Source organism: Enterococcus sp. LJL90 (assembly GCF_056924355.1).
Genome location: NZ_JBXPBQ010000002.1, coordinates 485,519 through 510,461, shown reverse-complemented (window position 1 = coordinate 510,461; position 24,943 = coordinate 485,519). Strand labels below are relative to the sequence as shown.

The 24,943-nt window shown below is 38.3% G+C and carries 27 protein-coding genes; 22 read left to right on the top strand and 5 right to left on the bottom strand.

Annotation, left to right across the window (positions count from 1 at the left end):
* Nucleotides 1-71: 71 nt before the first annotated feature.
* The 7 genes from AC1Z3S_RS07335 to AC1Z3S_RS07305 all read left to right on the top strand — a co-directional run bounded on the left by AC1Z3S_RS07335 (nucleotide 72) and on the right by AC1Z3S_RS07305 (nucleotide 7,031).
* Nucleotides 72-2,207 (top strand): penicillin-binding transpeptidase domain-containing protein, encoded by a 2,136-nt coding sequence (locus AC1Z3S_RS07335; RefSeq protein WP_461739805.1) that lies wholly within the window; start codon nucleotides 72-74, stop codon nucleotides 2,205-2,207.
* A gap of 177 nt (nucleotides 2,208-2,384) precedes the next feature.
* Nucleotides 2,385-2,858 (top strand): glutathione peroxidase, encoded by a 474-nt coding sequence (locus AC1Z3S_RS07330; RefSeq protein WP_461739804.1) that lies wholly within the window; start codon nucleotides 2,385-2,387, stop codon nucleotides 2,856-2,858.
* A gap of 137 nt (nucleotides 2,859-2,995) precedes the next feature.
* Entirely contained in the window at nucleotides 2,996-3,145 is a 150-nt protein-coding gene (gene rpmG / locus AC1Z3S_RS07325) for a 50S ribosomal protein L33 (protein WP_010753318.1), read from the top strand.
* A gap of 369 nt (nucleotides 3,146-3,514) precedes the next feature.
* On the top strand, nucleotides 3,515-3,784 hold the full coding sequence (locus AC1Z3S_RS07320; RefSeq protein ID WP_461739803.1) for a hypothetical protein: 270 nt from the start codon (nucleotides 3,515-3,517) through the stop codon (nucleotides 3,782-3,784).
* A gap of 492 nt (nucleotides 3,785-4,276) precedes the next feature.
* On the top strand, nucleotides 4,277-4,837 hold the full coding sequence (locus AC1Z3S_RS07315; protein WP_461739802.1) for a hypothetical protein: 561 nt from the start codon (nucleotides 4,277-4,279) through the stop codon (nucleotides 4,835-4,837).
* 177 nt (nucleotides 4,838-5,014) lie between these two features.
* On the top strand, nucleotides 5,015-6,046 hold the full coding sequence (locus AC1Z3S_RS07310) for a hypothetical protein (RefSeq protein ID WP_461739801.1): 1,032 nt from the start codon (nucleotides 5,015-5,017) through the stop codon (nucleotides 6,044-6,046).
* A 52-nt stretch (nucleotides 6,047-6,098) separates the two neighbouring features.
* A complete protein-coding gene (locus AC1Z3S_RS07305) occupies nucleotides 6,099-7,031 on the top strand; it encodes a hypothetical protein (RefSeq protein ID WP_461739800.1) in 933 nt (310 codons plus the stop codon).
* Nucleotides 7,032-7,772: 741 nt separating this feature from the next.
* Here AC1Z3S_RS07305 and AC1Z3S_RS07300 read toward each other — a convergent pair.
* From AC1Z3S_RS07300 to AC1Z3S_RS07290, 3 genes are all read right to left on the bottom strand, one after another.
* Nucleotides 7,773-8,324 carry a hypothetical protein gene (locus AC1Z3S_RS07300; RefSeq protein ID WP_461739799.1) on the bottom strand — a complete coding sequence of 184 codons (552 nt, stop codon included), beginning with the start codon at nucleotides 8,322-8,324 and terminating at the stop codon, nucleotides 7,773-7,775.
* A gap of 593 nt (nucleotides 8,325-8,917) precedes the next feature.
* Nucleotides 8,918-9,430 (bottom strand): DUF2922 domain-containing protein, encoded by a 513-nt coding sequence (locus tag AC1Z3S_RS07295; protein WP_461739798.1) that lies wholly within the window; start codon nucleotides 9,428-9,430, stop codon nucleotides 8,918-8,920.
* Between the two features lie 388 nt (nucleotides 9,431-9,818).
* Nucleotides 9,819-10,655, bottom strand: a complete 837-nt coding sequence (locus tag AC1Z3S_RS07290) for a hypothetical protein (protein ID WP_461739797.1) — start codon at nucleotides 10,653-10,655, stop codon at nucleotides 9,819-9,821.
* Between the two features lie 281 nt (nucleotides 10,656-10,936).
* Here AC1Z3S_RS07290 and AC1Z3S_RS07285 point away from each other — a divergent pair, with 281 nt between their 5' ends.
* The 3 genes from AC1Z3S_RS07285 to AC1Z3S_RS07275 all read left to right on the top strand — a co-directional run bounded on the left by AC1Z3S_RS07285 (nucleotide 10,937) and on the right by AC1Z3S_RS07275 (nucleotide 13,437).
* The gene (locus AC1Z3S_RS07285; protein WP_461737480.1) at nucleotides 10,937-12,289 is read left to right on the top strand and encodes an alanine/glycine:cation symporter family protein; all 1,353 of its coding nucleotides are present in this window, start codon (nucleotides 10,937-10,939) and stop codon (nucleotides 12,287-12,289) included.
* Between the two features lie 650 nt (nucleotides 12,290-12,939).
* Nucleotides 12,940-13,140 carry a cold-shock protein gene (locus AC1Z3S_RS07280; RefSeq protein ID WP_461737481.1) on the top strand — a complete coding sequence of 67 codons (201 nt, stop codon included), beginning with the start codon at nucleotides 12,940-12,942 and terminating at the stop codon, nucleotides 13,138-13,140.
* A gap of 66 nt (nucleotides 13,141-13,206) precedes the next feature.
* Nucleotides 13,207-13,437 carry a hypothetical protein gene (locus tag AC1Z3S_RS07275; RefSeq protein ID WP_265456885.1) on the top strand — a complete coding sequence of 77 codons (231 nt, stop codon included), beginning with the start codon at nucleotides 13,207-13,209 and terminating at the stop codon, nucleotides 13,435-13,437.
* Between the two features lie 88 nt (nucleotides 13,438-13,525).
* Here the strand turns inward: AC1Z3S_RS07275 and AC1Z3S_RS07270 are convergent, their stop codons facing one another.
* Nucleotides 13,526-14,485, bottom strand: coding sequence for an ABC transporter substrate-binding protein (locus AC1Z3S_RS07270; protein WP_461739796.1), 960 nt, complete (start codon nucleotides 14,483-14,485; stop codon nucleotides 13,526-13,528).
* A 155-nt stretch (nucleotides 14,486-14,640) separates the two neighbouring features.
* Between AC1Z3S_RS07270 and AC1Z3S_RS07265 the strand changes: the two genes are divergently transcribed.
* From AC1Z3S_RS07265 to AC1Z3S_RS07230, 8 genes are all read left to right on the top strand, one after another.
* On the top strand, nucleotides 14,641-15,444 hold the full coding sequence (locus AC1Z3S_RS07265) for an ABC transporter ATP-binding protein (protein WP_461739795.1): 804 nt from the start codon (nucleotides 14,641-14,643) through the stop codon (nucleotides 15,442-15,444).
* Nucleotides 15,437-16,426 carry a FecCD family ABC transporter permease gene (locus tag AC1Z3S_RS07260; RefSeq protein ID WP_461739794.1) on the top strand — a complete coding sequence of 330 codons (990 nt, stop codon included), beginning with the start codon at nucleotides 15,437-15,439 and terminating at the stop codon, nucleotides 16,424-16,426. The genes AC1Z3S_RS07265 and AC1Z3S_RS07260 overlap by 8 nt, the downstream gene beginning before the upstream one ends.
* The gene (locus AC1Z3S_RS07255) at nucleotides 16,426-17,415 is read left to right on the top strand and encodes a FecCD family ABC transporter permease (RefSeq protein WP_461739793.1); all 990 of its coding nucleotides are present in this window, start codon (nucleotides 16,426-16,428) and stop codon (nucleotides 17,413-17,415) included. Before AC1Z3S_RS07260 ends, AC1Z3S_RS07255 begins: the two co-directional genes overlap by 1 nt.
* Nucleotides 17,416-17,621: 206 nt before the next feature.
* Entirely contained in the window at nucleotides 17,622-18,161 is a 540-nt protein-coding gene (locus AC1Z3S_RS07250; protein ID WP_461739792.1) for a 5-formyltetrahydrofolate cyclo-ligase, read from the top strand.
* Nucleotides 18,162-18,176: 15 nt separating this feature from the next.
* Entirely contained in the window at nucleotides 18,177-18,872 is a 696-nt protein-coding gene (locus AC1Z3S_RS07245; protein WP_461739791.1) for a rhomboid family intramembrane serine protease, read from the top strand.
* A 21-nt stretch (nucleotides 18,873-18,893) separates the two neighbouring features.
* Entirely contained in the window at nucleotides 18,894-19,106 is a 213-nt protein-coding gene (locus AC1Z3S_RS07240; RefSeq protein WP_265456894.1) for a YqgQ family protein, read from the top strand.
* Complete coding sequence (locus AC1Z3S_RS07235) at nucleotides 19,106-20,074, top strand: ROK family glucokinase (RefSeq protein WP_461739790.1); 969 nt, start codon at nucleotides 19,106-19,108, stop codon at nucleotides 20,072-20,074. Before AC1Z3S_RS07240 ends, AC1Z3S_RS07235 begins: the two co-directional genes overlap by 1 nt.
* A gap of 15 nt (nucleotides 20,075-20,089) precedes the next feature.
* Nucleotides 20,090-20,506, top strand: a complete 417-nt coding sequence (locus AC1Z3S_RS07230; protein ID WP_265456896.1) for a rhodanese-like domain-containing protein — start codon at nucleotides 20,090-20,092, stop codon at nucleotides 20,504-20,506.
* Nucleotides 20,507-20,661: 155 nt separating this feature from the next.
* On the opposite strand, the gene AC1Z3S_RS07225 is transcribed toward AC1Z3S_RS07230, so the two are convergent.
* Entirely contained in the window at nucleotides 20,662-20,871 is a 210-nt protein-coding gene (locus AC1Z3S_RS07225) for a ferredoxin (protein ID WP_461739789.1), read from the bottom strand.
* A 29-nt stretch (nucleotides 20,872-20,900) separates the two neighbouring features.
* Between AC1Z3S_RS07225 and AC1Z3S_RS07220 the strand changes: the two genes are divergently transcribed.
* From AC1Z3S_RS07220 to cmk, 4 genes are all read left to right on the top strand, one after another.
* On the top strand, nucleotides 20,901-21,914 hold the full coding sequence (locus AC1Z3S_RS07220) for a helix-turn-helix domain-containing protein (protein ID WP_461739788.1): 1,014 nt from the start codon (nucleotides 20,901-20,903) through the stop codon (nucleotides 21,912-21,914).
* Nucleotides 21,915-21,918: 4 nt separating this feature from the next.
* The gene (locus AC1Z3S_RS07215) at nucleotides 21,919-23,316 is read left to right on the top strand and encodes a RecQ family ATP-dependent DNA helicase (protein WP_461739787.1); all 1,398 of its coding nucleotides are present in this window, start codon (nucleotides 21,919-21,921) and stop codon (nucleotides 23,314-23,316) included.
* Nucleotides 23,317-23,500: 184 nt separating this feature from the next.
* Nucleotides 23,501-24,040, top strand: a complete 540-nt coding sequence (locus AC1Z3S_RS07210; protein WP_461739786.1) for an SAG1386/EF1546 family surface-associated protein — start codon at nucleotides 23,501-23,503, stop codon at nucleotides 24,038-24,040.
* A gap of 228 nt (nucleotides 24,041-24,268) precedes the next feature.
* Nucleotides 24,269-24,940, top strand: a complete 672-nt coding sequence (gene cmk, locus AC1Z3S_RS07205) for a (d)CMP kinase (protein WP_461739785.1) — start codon at nucleotides 24,269-24,271, stop codon at nucleotides 24,938-24,940.
* The last annotated feature ends 3 nt before the right edge of the window (nucleotides 24,941-24,943 follow it).

The window sequence follows — 24,943 nt, the reverse complement described above, 5'->3', positions numbered from 1 at the left end:
GGCTTTTTTCTTAGGGGAAAATTCGCTACAATAAGACAGGTATTTGTAGAAATTTTGGAAAGGTGGATACAATGAAAAAAAATGATAAGTTTGACACGAAGGCCTTCGTGGGCAAACTGATTTCGGGGGGCGAGGAGCCGCAGCAAAAACCCGGCAAACGATCACATATTCCTTTCCGCTTAAATTTATTATTTCTAGTTATTTTTGGATTGTTTGTAGCGTTGATTGCTCGCTTGGGCTACGTCCAAATTATTGAAGCTTCTAGCATTGAAGCGCAAGTCGATACCTCAGACACTGTTGAAATTACTCAAAGCTCACCGCGGGGCATGATTTATGACGCGAACGGCAATGTTTTGGCTGCAAATGTAGCGAACAAGGCCATCACTTATACTCGTGGGAATAATGTTTCCACCGCTTCTGTTTTGACAATCGCACAACGAGTGGCAAATTTGATTTACGTACCCGTCGATGCAGATTTAACCGAACGGGATTTAAAGGATTACTTCTTGGCCAATTCGGACAACTATGATGCCGTAGTTGCCTCCATGACCGATGCTGAAAAACAAGATGAAAATGGCGACGAATTAGGCACCAGTGAAATGTATGCCGCTGTGGTGGCAAAAGTTTCGGCTGAGCAAATTGTTTTTTCTGATGAAGAATTAGAAATTGCGACAATTTTTACTAAAATGAATGAAGCTTCTGCTTTAAACACAATTTTTATTAAAAATGCCGATGTTTCTGATGCTGAAGTGGCCATCATTGCTGAAAACGAAGCAGAATTAGATGGCGTATCAACCGGTACCGACTGGGCTCGTCAATACACGGACAATGCAAATATTCGCGGACTTTTAGGAAATCTGCAGGATGGACTTTTAGCTGATACTGCTGAACAGTATTTATCAGAAGGTTATCTACTGACAGATCGGGTCGGTAACAGCAATCTTGAATTACAGTATGAAAATGTTTTGCAAGGAACCAAATCAAAATACACCGTCAATTTAAACTCTGATGGTTCAATTGAATCCCGGACCCAGACGGAAGCTGGTTCAAAGGGCAATAACTTGATGTTGACCATTGACAGCGATTTTCAAAATCAAGTGCAAAGTATTGTTGAAACAACTTTCAACAGTATTGCCGGCTCAACGGGACTTTATTCACCAGGCGCCTATGTTGTTGTGATGGACCCTGATGATGGCTCTGTTCTGGCAATGGCGGGCGTTTCCCATGAAGAAGAAACTACGACAACGTCGGCTGATATCACAGGAACTTATTTGAACCAGTTTGTACCGGGTTCAACAGTCAAACCTGCGACAGTTGCCTCAGCCTATGAAAATGATTTAATTTCTGGTAACCAAACGTTAGTCGATCAGCCGATTCGTTTAGCAGGAACAGCTTCAAAATCTTCTTGGTTTAATAAATCTAGTACGATGAACATTACGACTGAGCAAGCCTTAGAATATTCTTCCAACTCCTACATGATGCAGCTAGCTTTAAAAATGATGGGCTTAGAATATACCTCTGGCATGAGTCTGCCGTATGCAAATTCTGATACGCAGGAAAATGCTTATGCAAAATTGCGGGCGACTTACGCTGCTTTTGGGATGGGCGTGTCAACTGGTTTAGATTTACCAAATGAAAATACGGGTTACGTGCCGACGAACTTTGAAGATATCGATGCCGGTAATATTCTCGATTTATCCTTTGGTCAGTTTGATACCTATACGGCGATGCAATTAGCTCAATATGTTTCGACAGTTCACAATTATGGAAATCGGGTCCAGGCCCATGTAGTCGATGGGGTGTATGGTAATGACGCTTCAGGAAATATTGACACCAATAATTTGATTCAAGATCTTGGCGGCAATAGTCTTAGCCAAATCAGTGATTTGAGCCAAGCTGAATGGGATATTATTGATACAGGTATGTACAATGCGGTTCACGGTTCCAGCAGTTTAACGACTGTGCGAGCTTTGCAGGCATCACCAGTTACAGCTTACGCAAAATCCGGTACTGCTGAAACGGAATATATTACTGCAAACGGAACGACTGTCAATACAGACAATAGTAATCTGGTCGTTTACACACGAACTGACGATGGCAACGACATCGCAATCTCGGTTATCTTGCCGCAGTTAACGACTGCCGGTGGGGAAAACACCAGCATTGCCTTACAAATTTTAAACGCTTATTACAATTCAGAAAGCTAAAGTTTTACAGGTTGGCAGCTAAGTATCTCAAAACAAAAATTTCTTTTGTTGGGTACTTAGTGTGCCAACCTGTTTTTTTTTATTTTTAGCTAAACTTTGTGGAGTGCAGTTTGATTAATTGCATTTATGAAGAAGATGGAAGAAAATATAGTAAATTTTAGGAAATGAGGAATTCACATGAGTATTTATGAATATCAGATAAAAGAAGTCTCTGGCACTGAAAAAGCTATGGCCGATTATAAGGGAAAAGTTTTGCTGATTGTCAATACAGCAACCGGCTGTGGTTTCACACCGCAGTATGAAGGATTGGAAAACTTATATAAAGAATTTAAAGACCAAAATTTTGAAATTCTAGATTTTCCCTGTAATCAATTCGGTCACCAAGCACCAGGCTCCAATGAAGAAATTGTCGAATTTTGTCAACTCAATTACGCGACTACTTTTGAAACTTTCGCAAAAATCGATGTCAACGGTAAAAACGAAGCACCATTATATCAATTTTTGAAAAAGGAACAGGGTGGTCTGGCCGGCAAAGCCATCAAATGGAATTTTACCAAATTCCTAGTCAATAAAGACGGTGAAGTCGTTGCCCGCTATGCACCAACTGTAAAACCAGAAGAAATCAAAGCAGATATTGAAAAACTGCTTTAAAAGCATTCATTTCTTCGTCAAGTAAAACTACTTAACAAATTTCATTAAAACACTGGTATTCTTCCCTTGTTCATGATAATATATTAAAGTCTGAGAGCAATCTTAGTTGACTCTAGAAAACAAGGGGAGGGAAAATCATGCGCGTAAACATTACATTAGAATGTACTTCTTGTAAAGAACGTAACTACCTAACAAGCAAAAATAAACGTAACAACCCTGATCGCTTGGAAAAGAAAAAATATTGCCCACGCGAAAGAAAAGTTACTTTACACCGCGAAACTAAGTAATTCATTTTACTATTTGCTGTATCCCTTGTGTGAGAAGGGATACAGCTTTTTTTATTTCTTCAAAAATGCGACTGATTACAAAATTGATTACAATCAGTTTTAAAAATTAGCAAACTGAGTGACTTTTTCAACGGTTCTTTCTTGTGCTTTTTTACCTAAGTGAGTATAAGTGTCCATAGTCTGAGTGATTGAGCTTCTTTGTAGATACACCACTATATCCATATCACAGTTTAAGAAATGGTTGAAACATGGAACTAAAATAAAACAACCTATACATTTTCAACTACTCGTACGATTGGCCAGACAAAGCAATTAATCAATCAACAGTAAGTCAATGTCATTATAGACAGTAAAAGTAATCAGATTGTCATGGCGGGCTGGAAAATAGCAGTCGAAAAAAACCATGCAATTATGGAAGCCATCGTTATTGATTTAATTGCCCATGCTGTAGCGCAAGATGTTCATGCTTGTTCTTTGTCAATGCAGCAATGGGGTGGCAGTGTAGAACGTGCGGTAACCTGGTATACAGGAGCCAGCAAGAAACCAAAACCGACTTCTGGACTTGGTACAATAAAGCCGAAAAGATTGCCAAGAAACTTAATCCAAACTATGAAGCAGACGGCTTTGATTACATGCTGACTAGGACAAGACTGTTGTTCCCTAAAAGACCGTTAAACATGCACACAAAGACTTATGAGAAGCTGTACCAGAGGTATTTATACTATGTAATGAAGGGGAACCATCTTGATATTTTGGAGTTAAACAAAGTGCTGGGTTAGGTCGTGTAAACATGGTTGTGAAATAAAGTTGATTATTGCATGATAGTTGTAAAAAAGGTTAGTGATTGATAAAAAGTAGGAAATTCCAACCGTTACAAATTACTATCGGACTATTTTTGGGACATCAAATTATTTATATTGAGTATCTTATAGGCGATCAGGGTAATAACAAAGGTATGCGAATGTTAACAGTTTGCCGTTATAAAATAAAAATGTTAATAGTTTTTCTAGCTAGGTTACTATTTGATACTTCATTTAAAAGAGTCATTGCCAAAACGTTATACTATCAAACATTTTTCTAGATTTGCCAAATTTTTATCAATTTTGGTATACTTTTAATGAGGTGGATATTATGACAGATAGAGACGTGGCTATAGATTATATCAAAAACTTTATAAACGATGATTCAAAACATACTTTCTTAATAAAAGGCTACGATGATGACGAAAAAATAGGAACAGTTTTAGCAGTTCTGAATGAATACTATAAAAAAGGGATTATATTGTGTAGTAGTTTGCAGACTGTTGGAGATTTGATAAATAGAGCTTTTGGAAAGGAATTTTTTAAAAAACCTGTTTCAACCACTAAAAACTATAGACTGGCAAAAATGACTCTAGGTTTCAATTCTTACTATAGACCTAATAAGAATGAATATTATGGAAATGAAGATTATTTTGGAGTTGTTTACCCCGTTCAGATAGCTTTAAGTTCTGCTGAAAGATTTGATAAAATGATTGATAGAGTTAATCAACTAAGAACAAAAAAAATAATTTTCGTTACGACAAGCGATCATAGTATTGATACTTCAAAACTGGAAGATAAAGTAGACGATGTTTTTATTTATAGAGTTGATAATGATAATCCTGACTTGATGGCTATTTTAAAAAGAAACCTGAATACTTTGCCGTATTAAATCATGAATTCTTAAATTATTCCGTTAGGTGATTTGCTATTTTGGCAGCAATTAAACTTCCATAGTTACTTTAAACGCTAATTAAAAATTTAGCCGCAAGATATTTTGCATAGCTTTTGCAAAATTGATGAGATGTAAAGTCTCAAATCTTATTTTTGAAAGGGTTAGGTTAATAAAATGAATACTATAAAAGAAACTTGGAGAAAATTTTGCTATAAATCAGTGATTAATAATCCTAATGAAATATATTTATTTCTGACCCATCTTATTAACGATACTAATGGACACCTTAATGTAGACTTTATTGATAATGGTTATGCCGATCAATTGATAAAAGTAGAACATAAACCACCTTTTTTCTTTTTATATTGGAAAGATTTTTCAAAAATATTTGACTTGATAGAAAATGGAAACAAAGTAGATGAGAACGAGAAAATGGATATATTTTTGTGGGGTGGAAATTGTTTTGTTTATCAATTGTTAGCTATTAAAGATTTGCATATATTCGAAATAGATAAAAATCATCCAGTAGTAGCAATCAATTCGATATATATAAGTGAAAAAGATATATTAAAAGAATTAAATGCTAGTTTTCAAGTAGGCAAAAATAGCATAAAAAAAAATCTATTTGAATTTTCCACATATCAAGAGTTTGTTTTCCAAGATTCACAGGCTAGAAATCATTCTTGCCAATATATACAGCTACCTAACTTCAATTTATTAATACAAGACAAGGTTAAACCAATTGAAAATTCTGAAACAGTTATGGAAATTTTAAATAGAAAAATATTTGAAGATAAAATTTCTCTTTGGAAAAAAGAATTAGTTAATTATAAAGATTTCGTTGATGAAGAATTACTCATGAAAATGTGCTTTGAGATACGACTGTATTCAGAAAAAATCTTTAAATATTTTTTGACTATATTAATTAAATTTAACACTTTTGATTCTTCGGACCATGAGTATAATTTGGAAAGTGCCCGTAAGGCTTACCAAGAGTTACTAGATAAATATCCATATGAACAAATGGGGAAACTAAAGAAAAAATTAAAAAGAATTGGAACAGAAATAGATATACCTGAACGTTTTATAATAAATATGAATGAATTTTGTCATGAAACTGGTAGTATACCAAAAACAAATGACGTCAATATGCTAATTAATGAATTTGAAACATTAAAAGATCAAGTTTTTTCATATAGGAAATAAATAATATAGCTGAAAATATTTTGATAATAACCTACCTTCTATCAGTAGGTTATTGTTATTAACAGAATTACTAGTTTATAATTTTTTGATTCTTGAAGGGAAGCTAACTATAGATTTTTTTGTAGAATTTACAGATTTAACAAAAACAGATTGGTGGAATTCTAACTTTATAACAGCCATCCTATCTTTAAGCGGAGTCATATTTTCAGTGGGACTAACTTATCTCCTCAACTGGAGAATGTCTTCACGAAATGAGAGATTTCAGAAAGAATTGTCTTTAGAACATTCTAGTGAACAAAAGAGGTTGGAACATGAACGGAAAGAGTTTGAAGAAAGGATGCAAAAACTACAAATTGATGCTGACTTAAAAGCAAGTGCAAGAATTGATTGGATCCAAGAAGTAAGAAAGTTAACATCTAAGTTTGTTACAAATTTAAATGGGCATATTGAATCAGACAACGGAAGTTGGCCAAAAATAGAAAATGACAAAAATCTATTTACACTATACTTCGGACCAGATTCTGGTCCTGCTATAGATAATCTAAATACAGATATTTTTGTAGATAAAGACCAAATAGTTGTTACTCAAGAAGCCAAGAGAATAATGCTGAATAGTTTTACGAATTCTAAAAAGAACAATTATATTGTAAAATACATCGATGTTCTTTTTCAGTTTTACAAAAACCCAATAAGAAATGCTAAAATGAAAAAAATTAAGGAACTTGAGTATAATCGCGAACTTTTATATAGACATGGAGATTTTGAATATGAAGAAGTATTTGATGAGGAAGAAGGCCAGTATATTACTGTAGTTAGTGACGTTATTCTGAATGATAAACTTCAAGAAACGGAAGATAGATTGAATAGGAAAATCGAACATCTAGGATTGATAGCGAACAATTATGTTAATGACTTGGATTTTTTCAATGAAATAATGAGAATTTATTTTAAAGTGGAATGGAATCGTGCAAAAAAAGGTGAATAAAAAACCGCCCATAAAATGAGCGGCTCTTGCCCCAGATCATTGAAAATTGATTACGTATTTTGATTACGTTTAACTATTATTGGCTAATTATAAACAATATGAAAAGGCTTAGGAATAGGGATTCTTACAATAATTCTTTCCTATTATATAGCCCGATATGAACACTGCGAAACTAAGTAATTCATTTTACTGTTTGCTGTATCCCTTATCACACAAGGGATACAGCTTTTTTTGTTTTCTGGAATTTTTTTGACCCCGTTTTTGACCCCGTTTAGTTCTTACTGGTTTCCAACATAGGTTATAAACTTGCTAAGGGTTTGCTTTTCATGTTCCTGAGACAATTAAGTAAATATGTCAGCAGTCATGGATATTTCTGAATGACCAAGACGCTCTTGAATATCTTTTAATTCAGCGTCGGATTCAACAAGTATTGGGCATTGCAGTTGACGGGATTAAAGGTCCAAACACAATCAGAGCTATTCAAGCAAAGGTTGGAACACTAGCCGATGGAATCGAAGGACCGAAAACCATTCGGGCCATGAAAAAGTACTTCGGAACAGTTCAAGTTGGGATTATCAGCAAGCCTTCTGTAATGGTTAAAGCTATGCAGGCAAGATTAAATCAGAATAAGTTTTAGACAAAAAATCCCTCACTTTTTTAGTGAGGGGTATTATGATGATATAAGTAACATTATACTTACCACATTGAATATCATCACAAACTATGTGGTGATGTATTTAATTAATTCAAGTAAGCCTCATTTGCTAAAGCTTCATCAATTCTTGATTCGAGTAAAATATATTCATCGGCATTATTGTTAGTTCTATCTATTTGAGATAGTTTCTCCTTAATAGAATTCGCTTTAATAATGTTTGCTTCTATATCAACCCTTTCTTCATTTTTTTCTTCTTCAGTAGCTTCTGAATCATTTAAATAAAAAATACTTTCTGGATAGAACGATTCTAAACTAGTGATTATAAATTGAAAGTCTGCATATTCGTCAGGTGCTTGTTCCTGCATAGCCTCCAATTTTGCTGGATAATAGTCCCAGTCATAACCTATTTGGCTCTTATCATACACAGTTTCAAACGAGAATTCCAGGTCCCCAGATTTGATTGTTACCAGTTCGCTAGAGCTTTCAGTTGAACTATCATTTGTTTCTGATGATGATGCTTCAGTTGTAGAAGTACTTGAAGACGAAGTGTTTGAACTAGAACCACCACCCTCATTACTCCCGCACCCGCTTAAAACCAATCCTGAGAATAAAACTAACCCTAACAATACTTTTTTCATTTAATCCCTCCAAAGTGTATTTTCTAAATTATATCAAAAAAGGGCAGAAAAGGGGTGAAATTTTCGGTTTAGTTTAAACTTGTACAATTTTTCATATGGACAAAGACAGATTATGGTTTGTTTTCATAGCTTTTTAAACCTATTAGTACTAGCTGTATGTAATACTTCGTATAAGGTGGGTAAAAGCTCAGGAGTCAGTTCAAATGAGCAAATCGCTGTTGACGTCTATTGGGGTGCCGCGACAACTCGCCGGATTCAAGACGGGATTATCAGCAAGCCTCTGAAATGGTTAAAGCTATGCAGACAAGACTAAATTAGAATACGTTTTTAAATAAAAAATCCGTCAATCGGTTGAGTGGGGGGTAATCTCGCAACGCCGATTAATTTGACCTTGTTTTTGCCCCCGTTTAGAATACAACAGGAAAATAATTTTACGTGTAAAAATATTGACTTTAAGGTTTTCTTCTATATACCGTTAGAAAACCATAGAAAAAGACGCTTTAAAAAAACACCGCGAAACTAAATAAGCTATTTAGTAATCTGCTGAAACCCTTCTGCTACAAGGGTTTCAGCTTTTTTGTTTCCTAAATTACTTACTGAATCCTAACCATCGAAAGTGAAATAAAAGCTCTGTCTTGGCAATTTTTGGCAAGATAAAGCCACAGCAGCCTTTTTATCAAGAAAAATTGATAGATTTGCTGCCATTGTCCAGATAAAAATAGATTGAGCCTTTGTCTATATTCGATTCTCAGTAGCTTATCCTGTTCAGTATTTTCCTGATGTTCTTCTCGTTTTTCAGGTATAGAGGTAATCTGTGGTTCTTCTTTAAGAGAAATCTCTTTGGGAGTGATTTTTTGTAAGTTGGCAGGTGAAGTATTCTTTGGAGTAAAGCGATCAAAGATTTTAGTAACACGAGTTTCCACATACTTCGCCCCAACAATCTCGGTATAAAGCTGGACGCCATTACGCTCAAAAAGCTTTAAAGCGATTAAGTCCTCCATTGCTTGACGCACGATTTCCGGTGATAAATTTTGATGGCAAAGTTTAATGATAATTGTTTTGCGGCTGCCGTCCGCATTTTTAAATTGTAAATGTAATTTTCGCATGATGTGCGCTCCTTTTTATACAAAATCGAGTCCTCACTATATACACAACTTCAGCGGCGAAAAAATCAACAGGTGAGTGAAAAAAAATATTGGTTGTAACTTTTTATTTCTTTTCGGCAGGGCAAAAATTATTTCAGGATAAAATTTATCATCGGAGTTGGAAAAAAATAAATTGATTTTGTATATTTGCTTGGCTGCATAAAACTGTTTTTTAGAGATTGATTTATATCAAGACAAGTCGGAGTCTTGTTATCAAAAGAACAAAAATTTCTCAGGTTATCTCTAGTTTTTTTCTCCTAAATCCCAACCACCACAGCATCCAAAACTTTCTCAAACACACAAAAAAAGCTGATACCCACTAAAAAAGTGAGCTTCAGCTTTTTCATTCTCACACCGCCAGCAGTGTTTCAGCAATTTCTGCTTCCAGTTCTTGTTGTTGAGTGGCGGTTAATTTATCTGAGGTGCGGATGACAATTGTGCCGTAAAGATTATGCGACCCTGAATTAATCGGGCCGCCATCGAAGTTGGCAAGATAGTCATTTCTTTTCGTTGCGTCCTCAACGTTGGCGTAGACCTCAATAGCGCCACCGGCTTCGGTACCTTTTTCAATCAGCGTATTACCATAGACCTCATCTTGATTAATTAATGGAGAGCTAAAATAAATGGTAGCAGTATATCCACCAGGTTTATTGAGATTTCCGTTAGGGTCGTCGGTTTCAGTGACGGGTTGGTAGCTGGTCATGGAGGTTGCTAATAAAGGTGCAATTTTTTCAACAATAAATTGCTCAGTTGGTGCTGTGACTTGTTTGAGCTGAATAATGCTGACATTTGCAGCAGTGGTTTTAATTTTTAAATCATTGAGAAACTCTGAATAGTCATAGGGAGTTGCTAATTGTTCAGAAAGTGTGATAATTTCAACGGTGCTGTCTGGTAACTCTGGAATCTTGTTTTGCGCTGATGTAGCGTTTTCGATTGAAAGCTCCAAGGCGCTAAAAGTTTCAGAATCATAGGGCTGATCGCCAGAATCTAAAACAGTTTGGGCAGCATCAATGGCTGCTGTCAGCTGGGCATTGTCTGCTTCTCTGTCGGCTTTGACTGCATCAAACTCTGAAATGGCCTCTTGGTGGGGTAATTGAATATTGTTATACCAGTAAAATGTTCCACCACCAAGCAGCAAAAGAATTAACCCAGCAATACTTAAAATAACCCAATTCCTCTTTTTCATCATATTTCCCCCATTTCTAATCCTGCTCTTTAAAATAATTTTAGCATATTCAGTCGCTTCAATAAGGCTTTTTCTCGCGAGGAAATAAAAACTTTTCAGTTCGAATAAAAATTCTCACAGCTAAAGCAAAAATTTTTCGGAAAAATTAGTTTAAAAAACCTGTTCATCATAAAAGCGAGAGCAGTTCGATTATGAAAATTTGATTAAATTTTTAAATGTGTTTTCTAACTCTGTTGATTATGTTACAATTTTATTCATAAAAAAAGTAAAGGTTGGAGAAAATGGCTATTATTAACGGGATTCGAGATTTTTTGTGGGACTATATTATTATTGCCCTTTTGTGTTTTTCGGGAATTTATTTTTCATTTCAAACCCGCTTTATTCAATTTAGAAAATTGAAGGAGAGTTTCAAATTAACCTTTGGCAATATTTCCTTTCGAGGAGACAAAGCTGGTGAAGAGGGAATGACCTCTTTTCAATCGTTGATGACGTCAATTGCAGCGCAAATTGGTACCGGGAATTTGGCAGGCGTGGCAACAGCGATGGTTATGGGTGGACCGGGTTCGGTTTTTTGGATGTGGATTAGCGCAATATTAGGGATGGCGATTATTTATTCGGAGGCAACTCTTTCGCAAATTTTTCGAACGAAGCGGGGCAATGAAGTAGTAGGTGGCCCGGTGTATTATATTAAAGCTGCCTTTAAAGGACAGCTGGGAAAAGTATTGGCAGTTGTCTTTGCGATTTTATTGATTTTGGCGCTGGGTTTTATGGGCAATATGGTGCAGGCAAATTCAGTTGGTCAAGCCATGGAGGCGGCCTTTGGAGTTCCACCGCTTTTAACGGGAACTTTATTGGGATTAGCTAGTCTTTATGTGTTTATTGGCGGAACAGAGCGCGTGGCAGCTGTCACCGAAAAAATCGTGCCTTTGATGGCAGTCTTTTTTGCCGTAGTTTCCATTATTGTGGTAATCATTAATTTTAGAAGTATTCCTGAGGCGCTCAAAGATGTTTTTGTGGGAGCTTTCAAACCAGAAGCGGTTCTGGGTGGTGTTCTTGGTGTCGGTGTCAGAGAGAGCATTCGTTTTGGGATTGCCCGCGGCTTGTTCACCCATGAAGCGGGGATGGGGTCAACGCCCCATGCCCACGCCCTTGCCAAAGTTTCCCATCCGTCAAAGCAGGGTCTAGTGGCGATGATGGGGGTCTTTATTGATACGATTATTCTGCTGCCGATGACTGTTTTTGTCATTTTGACAACCAATTCACTTGGGGTTATGGAAAATGGCGCTTTTCTTGACGGGATTGAGTTAACTCAATATGCCTATTCACAAACGTTGGGGATTTTTGGTTATCCCTTCATTGCAATTTGTGTGACACTGTTTGCTTATGCAACGTTAATTGGCTGGTACTTTTTTGGGGAGGCCAATATAAAATATTTATTTGGAAAAAAAGCTGTGCCAATCTATGCTGTTTTAGTGGCGATTTTTATAGCAGTGGGGAGCTCTTTGAGGGTTGAATTTGTCTGGAGTATGGCAGATTTATTTAACGGTTTGATGATTATTCCTAATATCTTAGCCATTTTAGCTTTGACAAAGACAATCAAGAAAACAACGGTTGATTATGATTCTCTAGATTAACTAGTTTGTTCGCAGCACAAAACATTTTGCTGATAAATGTTTTGACTTCAAAGGCATATCTGTGTATCCTAAATGCATGGAAACTCATACTGGATTACTTACGCATATCAAAGTGTTCAGAGAGAAGCCCTATGCTATCACTGGAATGTTAATTTGGGAAAACGACGAATGTATCAATTGCGTGATTAAAAATAAAATTTTCGCAAATTATGTTTTGTCGCTGCCGATGCACAAGTATACAATCGAAGTGAAAGGGAAATATAATGAGCGTGGTCAGTTTAATGTCAAACATATGCGCATCGTTAACATAGATAGTTATATCGCTTTAATCGGAACACCAGAATAAAAGAATGCCTGCAACGAATTATGACAGAAGAATTTCTGTTGTAACAGAGTTGCGGCTTTTTTATTTGTCAAGTTAATTTTGAAAACTTAAAAAGAAAACGCTTACCTTAATTTTTGGTGATAAGATTTCGATTTTATTCACAAATAATTTGTAATATAAACTTTATCGTGGTAAGGTTACTGATGTAATAGAATTTGATTGTGAAATTGGTTTATCATTAACGAATAATTTTTGATGCTTCTTCTTACACTTCATGATTATATTGCAAATAAGCACAATTGATGTGTATTTGGAGGTACTTATTATGAATAACGGTACAGTAAAATGGTTCAACCCAGACAAAGGCTTTGGTTTTATCACTGCAGAAGACGGAACAGATGTATTTGCTCACTTCTCAGCTATCCAAGGTGACGGATTCAAAACTTTAGATGAAGGTCAAGCTGTTACTTTCGATATCGAAGATGGTCAACGTGGCCCTCAAGCGACTAACATCGTTAAAGGTTAATTTGTTAATTCTTTAAGAAGATCAGCGATGGTCTTCTTTTTTTAATTTGAAATGGAGGAGTATTGAATGGCAAAGACTTATGGTAATCAAGAACCGATTCCTTCCGCATTGGGACAAAAATTTGCGGTGGGGGAAACTGTGATGATTGAGCAAGATCACAAGAGCGAAGCTGTGGTAATTGTCCGCCTGTTAACCAACTCAGCGATTGTCAGTCTTGATAAAAGCGGCTCAAATGAATACGAGCAGCTAAACAATAAAACAGTAATCAATTATTCCCGAATTAAAAAAATTAAATAGCAAGTCAAAAGGCCGCTTACTTGATTCACATCAAGTAAGCGGCCTTTTTATAAAATTAAATAAATTTTTGTTTGCTGTAAAATTTTTTCTATTCTGCTCCTAAGATGGCTTCCCGCACATCACTAAGCATCATTTGTGTTGCAATGGGACCAGTATACTGCCAGCTGTGATCAGAATTAAAGGAGAAGACTTGATTGTTAGCCACAGCAGGAATATTTTGCCAAGCACTTTCATCATAAAGGGCCGCTTCTTCATCGCTATCAACTAAGATTAAATAATCAGCGTCCAGTTCTGCTAAAGCTTCCGTGGAGATAGCGGACCAATCGGCTGTGGCGCTGGCGGAAATATCAGCGACAACATTGGGAACTTGGAAGCCCAAATCTTCATATAAAAGTGTACCGCTCGCCCGATTTTCTGCTACCACAAAGGCACTATTGTTAGTGACCCATAAGACAGCAATTGATTTTTCGCCAATTGAATCTGTCAATTCATTTTTTAATTCTTCTGCATCTGTTTGATATTGGGCGATTGTCGTTTCGGCTTGTTCTTCTTTACCTAAGACGCCGGCAATATCCAGATAAGTATCCTCCCAAGTAACGCCGTCGCCATTTTCGACGACATAAGTTGGGGCAATTTGGCTGTATTGCTCATATTTATCGCCTTCGACTAAATCAGAAGAGCTGACAAATAATAAATCTGGTTCAAAACTCAAGACATCCTCATAAGGCATGTCATAATTTAAAGTGGGGATGTCGGTTAAATAATCCTGTAAATAACTTAAGACACTGCCCGAGCCGACCGTCCATTGTGCAGCTGGTGTCACATCTAAAGAAACTAAATAATCTTCGAGATAAGTTCCAATCACTCGTTTTGGATTTGTTGGCACAGTTAAAGTGTGATCTAAATAATCCGTGACTTCTTTGGTTGAAGCGTCAGTCGAAGTCCCAGTAGAGGATGCTGTTGAATCTGTAGACGTTGAACAAGCTGCTAAGCTGAGCAAAGTAACTCCCGCAGCTAAAACACCTGTAAATTTCTTTTTTGTAATCATTTGTAAACTCCTTTAAAATAATTGAGAACTATTCTCATTTGCTATTATCAAATTTTTCTTTTTGAAAGTCAATAACTTTTTTTATGGTAAAACTATTGACTGCTTGCTTTTTTCGATGGATAATTGAGAATGATTTTCAATAGAAGAGGGCTCTCATGACAACTTTAACGGCAAATAGTCTCTCCGTGGGCTATCAAAATAAATTAATTATTCAAGAATTATCCCTATCTTTTCCAAAAGGGAAAATCACCAGTTTAATCGGACCAAACGGTAGCGGTAAATCAACTTTATTAAAAGCGTTGGCCCGCGTCTTGCAGCCAAAGCAAGGGGATGTTCTTTTAGAAAATAATTCAATTTTTCAAATGAGCACAAAGGAAGTCGCAAAAAAAATTGCCTTGTTGGCTCAAAGCAGTGAGTCTGACACAGGCTTAACAGTGCAAGAAGTCGTTTCCTTTGGTCGCTATCCTTATCAAAAAGGCTTTAGCAGTTTTAGTCAAAAGGATATAGAAAAAATCCAATGGGCTTTAGCAGTCACCAATCTTTCAAAATTGGCTGACCGGAGTATGCAGACCTTATCAGGAGGTCAGCGGCAAAGAGTTTGGATTGCGATGGCCTTGGCGCAGGATACTGAATTTTTAATTTTAGATGAGCCGACAACTTTTTTAGATCCTGCTCATCAGCTAGAAATTTTATTGTTGTTGCAGGAAATTAATCAAGAACACGGTAAAACGATTATCATGTCGATTCACGATTTAAATTTAGCTTCGCGATTTTCTGACCAAGTGTTAGCTTTAAAAAGCGGCACACTACTGCACACAGGTACACCTCAGCAGGTGATTACAGAGGACAACTTGTCGGAGGTTTTTGAAATTCAAGCCGAGATTATTCTAAATCAAAAAACGAATAAGCCAATCGTTTTAGCCTACGACTTGCTTAAAGGGCGTGATCAAGATGAGTAGACGAATGAATTGGCGCCTGTTATTATTTTTTTCACTTATGTTAATGGTTGTAGTTTTTCTTATTTCTTTGAGATTTGGCGCCTCACAAGTCAACACCACGACAATTGTAAAAAGTTTTTTGAATTTTGACGGCGGCAATCAACAAGAATTAATTATCCGTGATATTCGCTTGCCCCGTACCTTAGCTGCTTTTTTAGTAGGCACTTGCTTAGCAGTTGCCGGCGCCATGATGCAAGGCACTACCCGCAATTTATTGGCTGATTCGGGTTTGTTAGGAATCAATGCTGGAGCGGCGTTAAGTATGGCCTTGGTGTTTGCTTTTTTCTCCCGCAGTAATTATTTAGCAATCAGTCTGGCGGCTTTTTTAGGAGCGGCGTTGGCGACTGGGTTAGTTTACTTAGTGACCCGCTATGCCAAAGGTGGCATGTCGCCGCTGCGTTTGATTCTTGCAGGGACGGCAATCAACTCACTACTGACTTCATTAAGCCAAGCGATTTCCTTATCGTTTAATTTATCGCAGGATTTGGCGTTTTGGTTTGTCGGCGGAGCGGCCAATGTGACTTGGGCGCAGTTGAAAATTGTCGGTCCCATTTTTTTCGTTGCCCTAATTGCTAGTTTTTTCATTGCGCCGAGCATCACGCTATTGAGCATGGGGGATGAGACAGCAATTAGCTTAGGAAAAAATCCCAGCCGTATTCGCGGGCTGACGATGGTTGTGGTTTTATTTTTAGCAGGCATTGCCGTTTCTCTAGTAGGCTCAGTCAGTTTTATCGGCTTAATCGTGCCGCATTTTGTCCGCAATCTTGTTGGCTATGATTACCGTCTAGTGATTCCTTTTTCTGCTATTTTTGGCGGTCTTTTAGTAACCATTGCCGATGTTTGCGCCCGGATGGTCAATCCACCCTTTGAAACGCCGTTTGGGATTTTGGTAGCTTTAATCGGCGTACCTTTCTTACTTTATTTAGTTTGGAGGGCAAGTTGATGTCAAAAAAAGTTTTTGCAATCAGCAGTTTAAGCTGTTTGATTTTACTGGTATTTATTATTTCTTTACTGAGCGGTAGCAATCAATTGTCATTAGAAACTTTCTGGCAAATTATTCAGGGCGGCGGTACGGCGGCCCAACGCCTGCTGTTAATTAATTTTCGTTTACCCCGCACACTGGTGGCCATTTTAGCTGGTGCCGGCTTAGCCTTTGCCGGTTTTTTATTGCAGGGAGTCACCCGCAATGATTTAGCGGATTCAAGTATTTTAGGCATTAATAGTGGCGCTGGCTTATTCGTTTTATTGTATCTCGGCTTTTTTAGCGATGGCAGCCGGCCGTGGCTCTTACCTTTATTTGCTAGCTTGGGCAGTTTATTGGCTGGCAGTGTTGTTTATCTGACAGCCCATCGCAGACACGGAGGCATCACTGTTAACAGGCTTTTGTTAGCAGGGATTGCAGTCAATGCCGGTATTTCAGCGTTGACCTTGTTTTTGACAGTTAATATGTCAGAGCAAACCTATAATTTTGTGACCTCTTGGCTCGCTGGCAGTATCTGGGGTGTCTCTTGGCAGTATGTCTTGATTTTGACAATTGCTTTGATTATTTTACTACCAATTACGTTAACTCAAATCAAAGCTTTAGAAGTTTTAGGTTTTGGCGATGAAGCGGCGATTAGTTTAGGCGTCAAAATAAAAAATTTACGGCAAATCAGTTTATTATTGGCCGTTTTAATTGCCGGTTGCTGTGTTTCAATGGCCGGCAGCATTTCCTTTGTTGGTTTATTAGCGCCCCACGCAGCCAAACGCTTGCTGGGTTCTGCTAAAATCAGCACCTATCTCACTAGTGGCTTAATCGGCGCACTATTTGTATTGGCCGGTGATACTCTGGGGAAAAATATTTTAGCCTCCGGAGAAATTCCCGCTGGCATTTTAGTTGCCTTAATCGGGGCGCCGTATTTTGTCTTTTTATTAATGCGCAAGAGTTATTAAATTTCTGAAAAATAGTTAGGCCTATCTGGAGTATAATTTTTTGTGGAAATGAATGAAACTTTGAGTTGATTTTGAGTTCACAAAACAAGGTTATGCTGTAATTTCACGGTAAGGTGACTAATTGTTTTTCAGTTTTTTTATTTTTTTTAATAGAAGGTTTGCGGAAATCCTTGTTTTTAGGTACTATTCTTGAGAGAGGTGAGGGAATGGATAAAACGACAATTAGAAAATTTGGCATCCAGCGTCTGGACAAGCTGGCGCACCAGCCCCACAACAAACAAGCCAAAGAAGCGAGAATTTATCAAAAATTGTTTGACAGTGGCCAATGGCGTGGAGCAAAATCAATTGGTATCACCTTTTCGACAACAGCCGAGCTGAATACTCTGCCGATTATTGAAGCGGCCATGAAAGCGGGTAAGAAGGTCGCATTACCGAAGACTTATCCGAAACGGCAGCTGCATTTTATCGAGATTTCTGAAAAAACGGAATACAAGCTAAGCAAGTTTGGGATTAAAGAACCATTACATACGGATATTTTTTTGGATGAGCCGGACCTATTGATTGTCCCAGGTGTCGTCTTTAAACCATCAGGCTATCGAATTGGCTTTGGCGGCGGTTTTTATGATCGTTTTCTAATGAATTATAAAGGGCGGACAATCAGCTTGGTTTTTACTGAACAGCTGTTTGATGATTGGCAGGTTGAGGCATTTGACTTGCCGGTTGACTTGCTGATTACGGATGAATAGAAAGAAGGAATGGGTTTGAATTATCAACAACAAATGCAGCTGAAGCGCTGGCTGAATAAACCATTTATAACATATGCTTTAGTGGCGATTGAAGTGTTAGTCTTTGTGATTGGCTGGCTGCTACCGAGTTTGAATTTAGTATACAGCGGCGGAATGAGCCGTTACGCAATTATCGAATTCCATCAATATTGGCGGTTTGTGACGCCGATGTTTTTACATTTTAATTTAGAACATATTGTCTTCAATATGATTGTGCTGTATTTTTTAGGCCGACAAATTGAAATGCTATTTGGCCATGGCCGCTTTTTAGCTATCTTTTTCTTCAGTGGTCTGTTAGGTAATGTTTTTTCCTTTGCCTTTAACAATCCGAATGTTCTTTCAGCCGGAGTCTCCACCGCCAATATGGGACTTTTTGGCGCATTTTTAGTCTTTGGTTACCATTTTCGTAATAATCCGGCAGTGAGTGTTATGATGCGCAACTTTATTTTATTGGTTTTTCTCAATTTAATTTCCGGCTTGTTTATCAATGTGGATTTTTATGGTCACTTAGGAGGCTTGCTTGGAGGTGCGTTAACTGCGGCAATTATCGCCCTGCCGAAAAATCGTGGCAATTTTTCGGTGCATCTCAGAATTATCAGTGGTGTCATTTTTATCTTTTTATGCATAATCTGTGTTTTGGTAGCTTTAAAAAGTTCCGGTTTACTTGTATAATAGCTAAGGACGTGGCTTCTTATGAAAACTTTATATGATGTGCAGCAGTTATTTAAACAATTTGGTATTTATGTCTATGTCGGCAAGCGAATTTATGATATTGAATTGATGCAAATTGAATTGCAAAATTTGTATGAGGGCCGCTTGATTGAGCGGGAGGTTTATCTGACGGCTTGGCGCATTTTAAAAAGAGAGCACCGTATTGAAGAATCTAGACAAGAGGAGAATTTGTAATGACGAAAAAAATCATTGGGATTGATTTAGGCGGCACGACAGTAAAATTTGCTATTTTAAATGCGGCCGGCGATATCCAGCAAAAATGGAGTATCGACACAAATATTTTAGACGATGGCAGCCATATTGTGCCAGATATTGTCGAATCCATCAATCATCATCTCGGTTTATATGACATGCAGCCGCAGGATTTTGTTGGCATTGGCATGGGAACTCCCGGCAGTGTTGACCGACAGGCGGGGACTGTGATTGGCGCTTATAATTTAAACTGGACAACCTTGCAAAATGTACGCCAACAAATCGAAGTGGGAACCGGCATTCGTTTTGCGATTGATAATGATGCCAACGTGGCAGCTTTAGGCGAACGCTGGAAGGGCGCTGGTGAGAATAATCCTGATGTCATCTTCATTACCTTAGGGACTGGGGTTGGCGGCGGCATTATCGCCGAAGGGAAATTATTACACGGTGTCGCTGGCTGTGCCGGCGAAATTGGTCATGTAACAGTTGACCCGAACGGCTTTGAATGTACTTGCGGCAAGAGAGGCTGCTTGGAAACAGTCTCCAGTGCAACGGGCGTTGTGCGGGTTGCCCGCCAACTAGCCGAAGAATATGCTGGAGATTCTCAGCTAAAGGCGAATTTAGATGATGGCCAAGCCGTTACTAGTAAAGATGTTTTTGAAGCGGCTCAAGGTGATGATCCCTTTGCCTTGATGGTAGTCGATCGGGTTTGTTTCTTTTTAGGCTTAGCCTGCGGCAATTTAGGAAATACATTGAACCCAGCGAGTATTGTTTTAGGTGGCGGCGTCTCAGCAGCCGGTGAATTTTTACGAATTCGGGTGGAAAACTACTTTAAGGAATTTACTTTCCCGCAAGTCAGAGAGAGCACTCAAATTAAATTAGCCCAATTGGGTAATGATGCAGGCGTTATCGGTGCCGCTTCATTAGCTTTAGATTTTGATCAGGATTAGAAGGAGCGTTTTAAAATGAATTTATGGTATTTGAATTTTTTCCTCTTAGGACTTTTAGTTATTTGGGGAGCATATGAGGGCTATTTGCGTATAATGGCTAAACGGTCAGCCACCTGGTTAAATCAAGATGAATTTCGTGAGGGCTTGCGAAAGGCCCAAGTGATTGATGTCAGACAAAAAGATACGTTTGATGCAGGTCACATTTTAGGCGCTCGTAATTTACCTTATACAATGATTAAGGATAAAAGCTATCGCCAACAATACATCGATTCTTTAAGAAAAGATCAGCCAATCTATATTTACGATCAGCGAAAAGCTCTGAGCATCCGCATGGCCAATCAATTAAGAAAAGCTGGCTTTAAAAACTTATTCTTATTAAAAGAAGGCTATGATGGCTGGGAAGGCAAAGTCAAAAAGAAAAAAACTGTTTAATAGTTGTTGCCTTTTTAAAGACGAAGGATTCGTCAAGTTTTTAAGTTGAAGTTCAACTCTGTTAGAATAAAAAATTTCGACATATTTCAAAGAGAACCAGCCTAAAAAAACAGGCTGGTTCTCTTTATCTGATTTTAGTATAATGGAAGGTGCATTTATTTTTCGATGAGGATTGCCCGCACCGGACATTTTCGGTAGGCTTCTAGAAGGGCCGGTCTAGCTGCCTCAACGATGAATTGCTGCTGGGCCTCGGGCTCTTGTTTAAAAAGCACAATGCCATCATCATCATAATCAAAAATTTCCGGTGCGACGATTTGACAAAGTCCGCAGGCGATACATTTTTCAGGTACAATCAGACACTTCACAGATTTTCCAACCTTTCAAGGGGTGTATTATGGCTAAAACTATTTTACTCTTGTTTCAAGCTGGGAACAAGCTTAAGGAAACGACATTGTTTCATTTGTTAAAAGGGAAAGGCTCGACTTCAGTCCTGCTCTTTGGTTTTTTTCAACACAATCTCAACTTCTTAGGCCTCTATCCAAAACTTTCCCAAGAGGAATATCAGCAGCAGCTTTCACAGCTGCTTGAAAAAAAATATCTCATCCGTAGTGGCGAATATTTGGAGTTAACGGCATTAGGAAAAGCCGTTTTAGCGGAGCTTTTGGCCCAGTACCCGCTGGAACACTTTAATAGTTATCGTTATGGCCGGTCGGAGGAGGAAATGTGGCGCAGTGTTAAGCTAGCGGTGCAGGTAGTTTCTCAGCTGAGCTTCCGCAACAATCAATATGTTCCGATTGAAAATAATCCTCTGTTAATCAACCAGCAGAAAAAGTGGTTAAAAAAAGTTTCCAAAGAAACCTTAATCAAACAGCTGCCACAAGAATTAACAGAAATTTTTGCGCAGATGCCCCAAGAAATGGCTGATTTTTTAGCTCGCCAATTTAGCGGGTATCAGCTGTTAGGCTCGCTCACTTTTCAATTATCAGGGCAAGCGAATGACCCAGTGGCTGCTTTAAGCGCCCGCAGTCAGCTTCATTATTTTTTTGACTTGATTGAAAAAATTCAGCCGCCACTTTTAAGTGATTTACTGGCGCCTTATAGTTTACAAAATCTCAATCAAAGCATGCAGCAGACCAAAGTTCTAGCACAACAGGGGCAGACACCTGCTGAAATTGCTGCCAAGCGCCGCTTAAAAATCGGTACGATTAATGATCATTTGATTGAATGGGCTATTCAAGATCAGCATTTCCCGACGGCTGACTTTGTGCCAGCCTCTGTAAAGGCGGAATTAGCGAAGCTTTCTTTGCCGCCTGACACATGGAATTATAAAGAACTTGCTGGCAGTGGTCAGTTGGATTATTTAGCTTTTCGCCTGTGTCAAATTGATTTTTTCAAAAAGAAGGGGTAGGACAGTGGGGCAATCACTTGAAAATATTTTACAGGAAAAATTTCAGCTACAGCAGTTTCGCCCGGGTCAAAAGGAACTGATCACAGCCCTATTAAATGGCAAAGATGCTCTAGGAATTTTGCCAACTGGTAGCGGCAAGTCTTTATGCTATCAATTTAGCGGCTATCTGTTAGCTGGAACTACCATTATTATTTCTCCATTAATTTCTTTGATGGAAGACCAAGTGTTACAGCTGCAAAAGCAAGGGGAAAAGGCGGTTGTCGCCTTAAACAGCTCCAACAGCTTTGCTGAAAAAAAGTGGCTTTTAGAACACTTAGAGAAATTTCGTTTTATTTTTATGAGTCCAGAAATGTTTTTGCAGCCCCAGGTTTTGCAAAAGGTGCAGCAATTGACTATTGCTCAACTGGTGATTGATGAAATTCACTGTGTCTCATTGTGGGGCAATGATTTTCGGCCAGAGTATCGTCAATTGGCGAAGGTCCTGCAGCAATTAGACAATCCTTTACTATTGGGTTTGACGGCCACGGCGACACCCAAGGTTATCACCGATATTCAGAATTTATTTTTCGATGATTTTTATTTTTATCAAGGGTCAGTCGAGCGGGATAATATTGCCTTGTTTGTAGAAAAAACGGAAGATAAGGCTGCTGCCTTAAAAAAACTTGTACATAAAGCAGCCGCTCCCGGCATTATTTATTGCGGGACCCGTAAAATGGTGGAGGAAATTTATCAAGAGTTTAAGCTAAATTTGAGAATCGGCTATTATCATGGAGGCCTGGCTAGTAATGAGCGCAGGCAACTGCAACAGCAATTCACCGAAGGGCAGCTGGATTGGCTAGTAGCCACTAATGCTTTTGGAATGGGTATTAACAAAGCCGATATCCGCAGCATCATTCACTATGATTTGTCCGACAGTCTGGAAAACTATGTCCAAGAGATTGGGCGCGCTGGGCGTGATGGTCAGGCCAGCCAAGCGATTTTGCTGTATCAAACTGGTGATGAAAGTCTGCATTATTATTTTCAAAAACAGCGGCAAGAGGAACGACGAGTCTTCCAATTTTTAATCCAGCAACCAAATGTTGACGAAAATAATTTTTCTGAACTGCAACGCAAGTGGTATGCTGAAAGTCAGATGGAACAATCAGAGGCGATTATCCAGCGCTTGACCCAGCATGAATCTGATAAATTTTCGCAGCTCAATCACATGCTGGACTACATTCAAGCAAGCGGTTGTCGCAGAGCAAAAATGCTGGACTATTTCGCTGAAAGCATGAAGGAAATCCCCAGAAATTGTTGTGATTTTCATCAAGCTCAGCTACTGGAAAAGTCAACGGAATTTTCTACAGTTGAAAAAACTTTGCCTAGCTGGCAGGAGGTTTTGCTAAAATTATTTAAAGAATAAATTAATCTGAAAATCTAAAGGACAGAGATTTGCGGGATATGCTATAATAACGAACGACAGTATGAGGGCTCGCTAAAAATTAAGAGTCTGCTGTAGGCAATTTTAGCAATTGTGATTTTTTAAAAATAAAAATTCATTTAATATAGAGAGAAATCCTTAACGATAACTGGGAGGTAAAAGAAACTTGAGCAAGAAAGACAAACAAGGCGGCAAAGGCAAAAGTGAAAATTCTGAAAAAAAACCATGGGAACAACCCATCTATGATACCGATTATGAAGTGACCGGCTCCCGTAGCCAGCATCGTAAAAAGAAAACCGGTAACGTGCTTTTTGTAAAATTATTATTGACTATGTTGGCGTTGATGGCCGTGATTATTATCGGCTGGCTGTTATTTCTGCGCTACGATAGCAGCAACTCAGCGACACCTGCTACCTCAGAAACTTCAACCAGCAGTTCTCAAGTGACAAGTGATACTACTACTTCATCAGAAGAGACAGCGGCAACTGAATCTAGTGAAGACACTACAACGACGACTGATTCTGAAAGTGATACCACTGATAATAATGCCACCGACAGTGACGCTGTTTATGCCACAGTTCAAGCGGGTGATGGGCTATATACTTTCGCTCAACGGAATGGTGTTTCTTTAGAGACTGTTTATGAGTTAAATAACTTAAATGCAAATTCCGTAATCATGCCTGGTGAAGAATTGCGGATTTCCTAAGAGGTTAAGTGCACAATCAATCATTTGAAGAGGAGGCTTTGACATTAGTTAGGACAGAGCCGAACTTTATGAACGGTATCTAGTGAAAACCACTAAATATTGTTAATTTGCAATTCGGACCTACTGGACCGTAGGAGCAAATAAAATATAGTTCGGGATTTCATCTGTTAAAAAGACTAATGTCACAGGCTCATCTTTTTTGTTTTAGTTTAAAAGAGGAGTCGAATCATGAAAAAATTCAATATCGCAATCGATGGCCCTGCGTCATCTGGCAAAAGTACTGTCGCAAAAATTTTGGCTAAAAAATTAGGCTTCATTTATATTGATACAGGGGCCATGTATCGCAGTGTTACGTATTTAGCTTTAAAGCATCAAGTCGCTTTAAATAACCAAGAGGGTTTAGTGAAATTAATTGAAAAGTACCCGATTCGTTTTAAACAAGGAGAGCATGGTCAACTGGTTTTCATTGAAGAGCAGGACTGTACCTTGGCAATCCGCCAGCCGGAGGTCACCAATGCTGTCTCAGAAGTTTCTGCCCAAGCCTTGGTTCGGGAAAAATTAGTTTTTCAGCAACAGGAAATGGCTGAAGATGGCGGGGTTGTGATGGATGGACGCGATATCGGCACGCAAGTCTTGCCACGAGCAGAGGTCAAAATTTTTCTGGTTGCCAGCGTGACAGAGCGGGCTGAAAGACGCTACAAAGAAAATATTGAAAATGGGATTGTGACACCATTTGATATCTTAAAAACCGAAATTGAAAAACGCGATTTTTTAGATTCTACTAGAGAAGTTTCGCCATTAAAACAAGCAGAAGATGCGGTATTGTTGGACACAACAGGCTTGACGATTCCTCAAGTGGTAGAAAAAATTGAGGAAATAGTTATAGATAAGGGCTTTTAATAG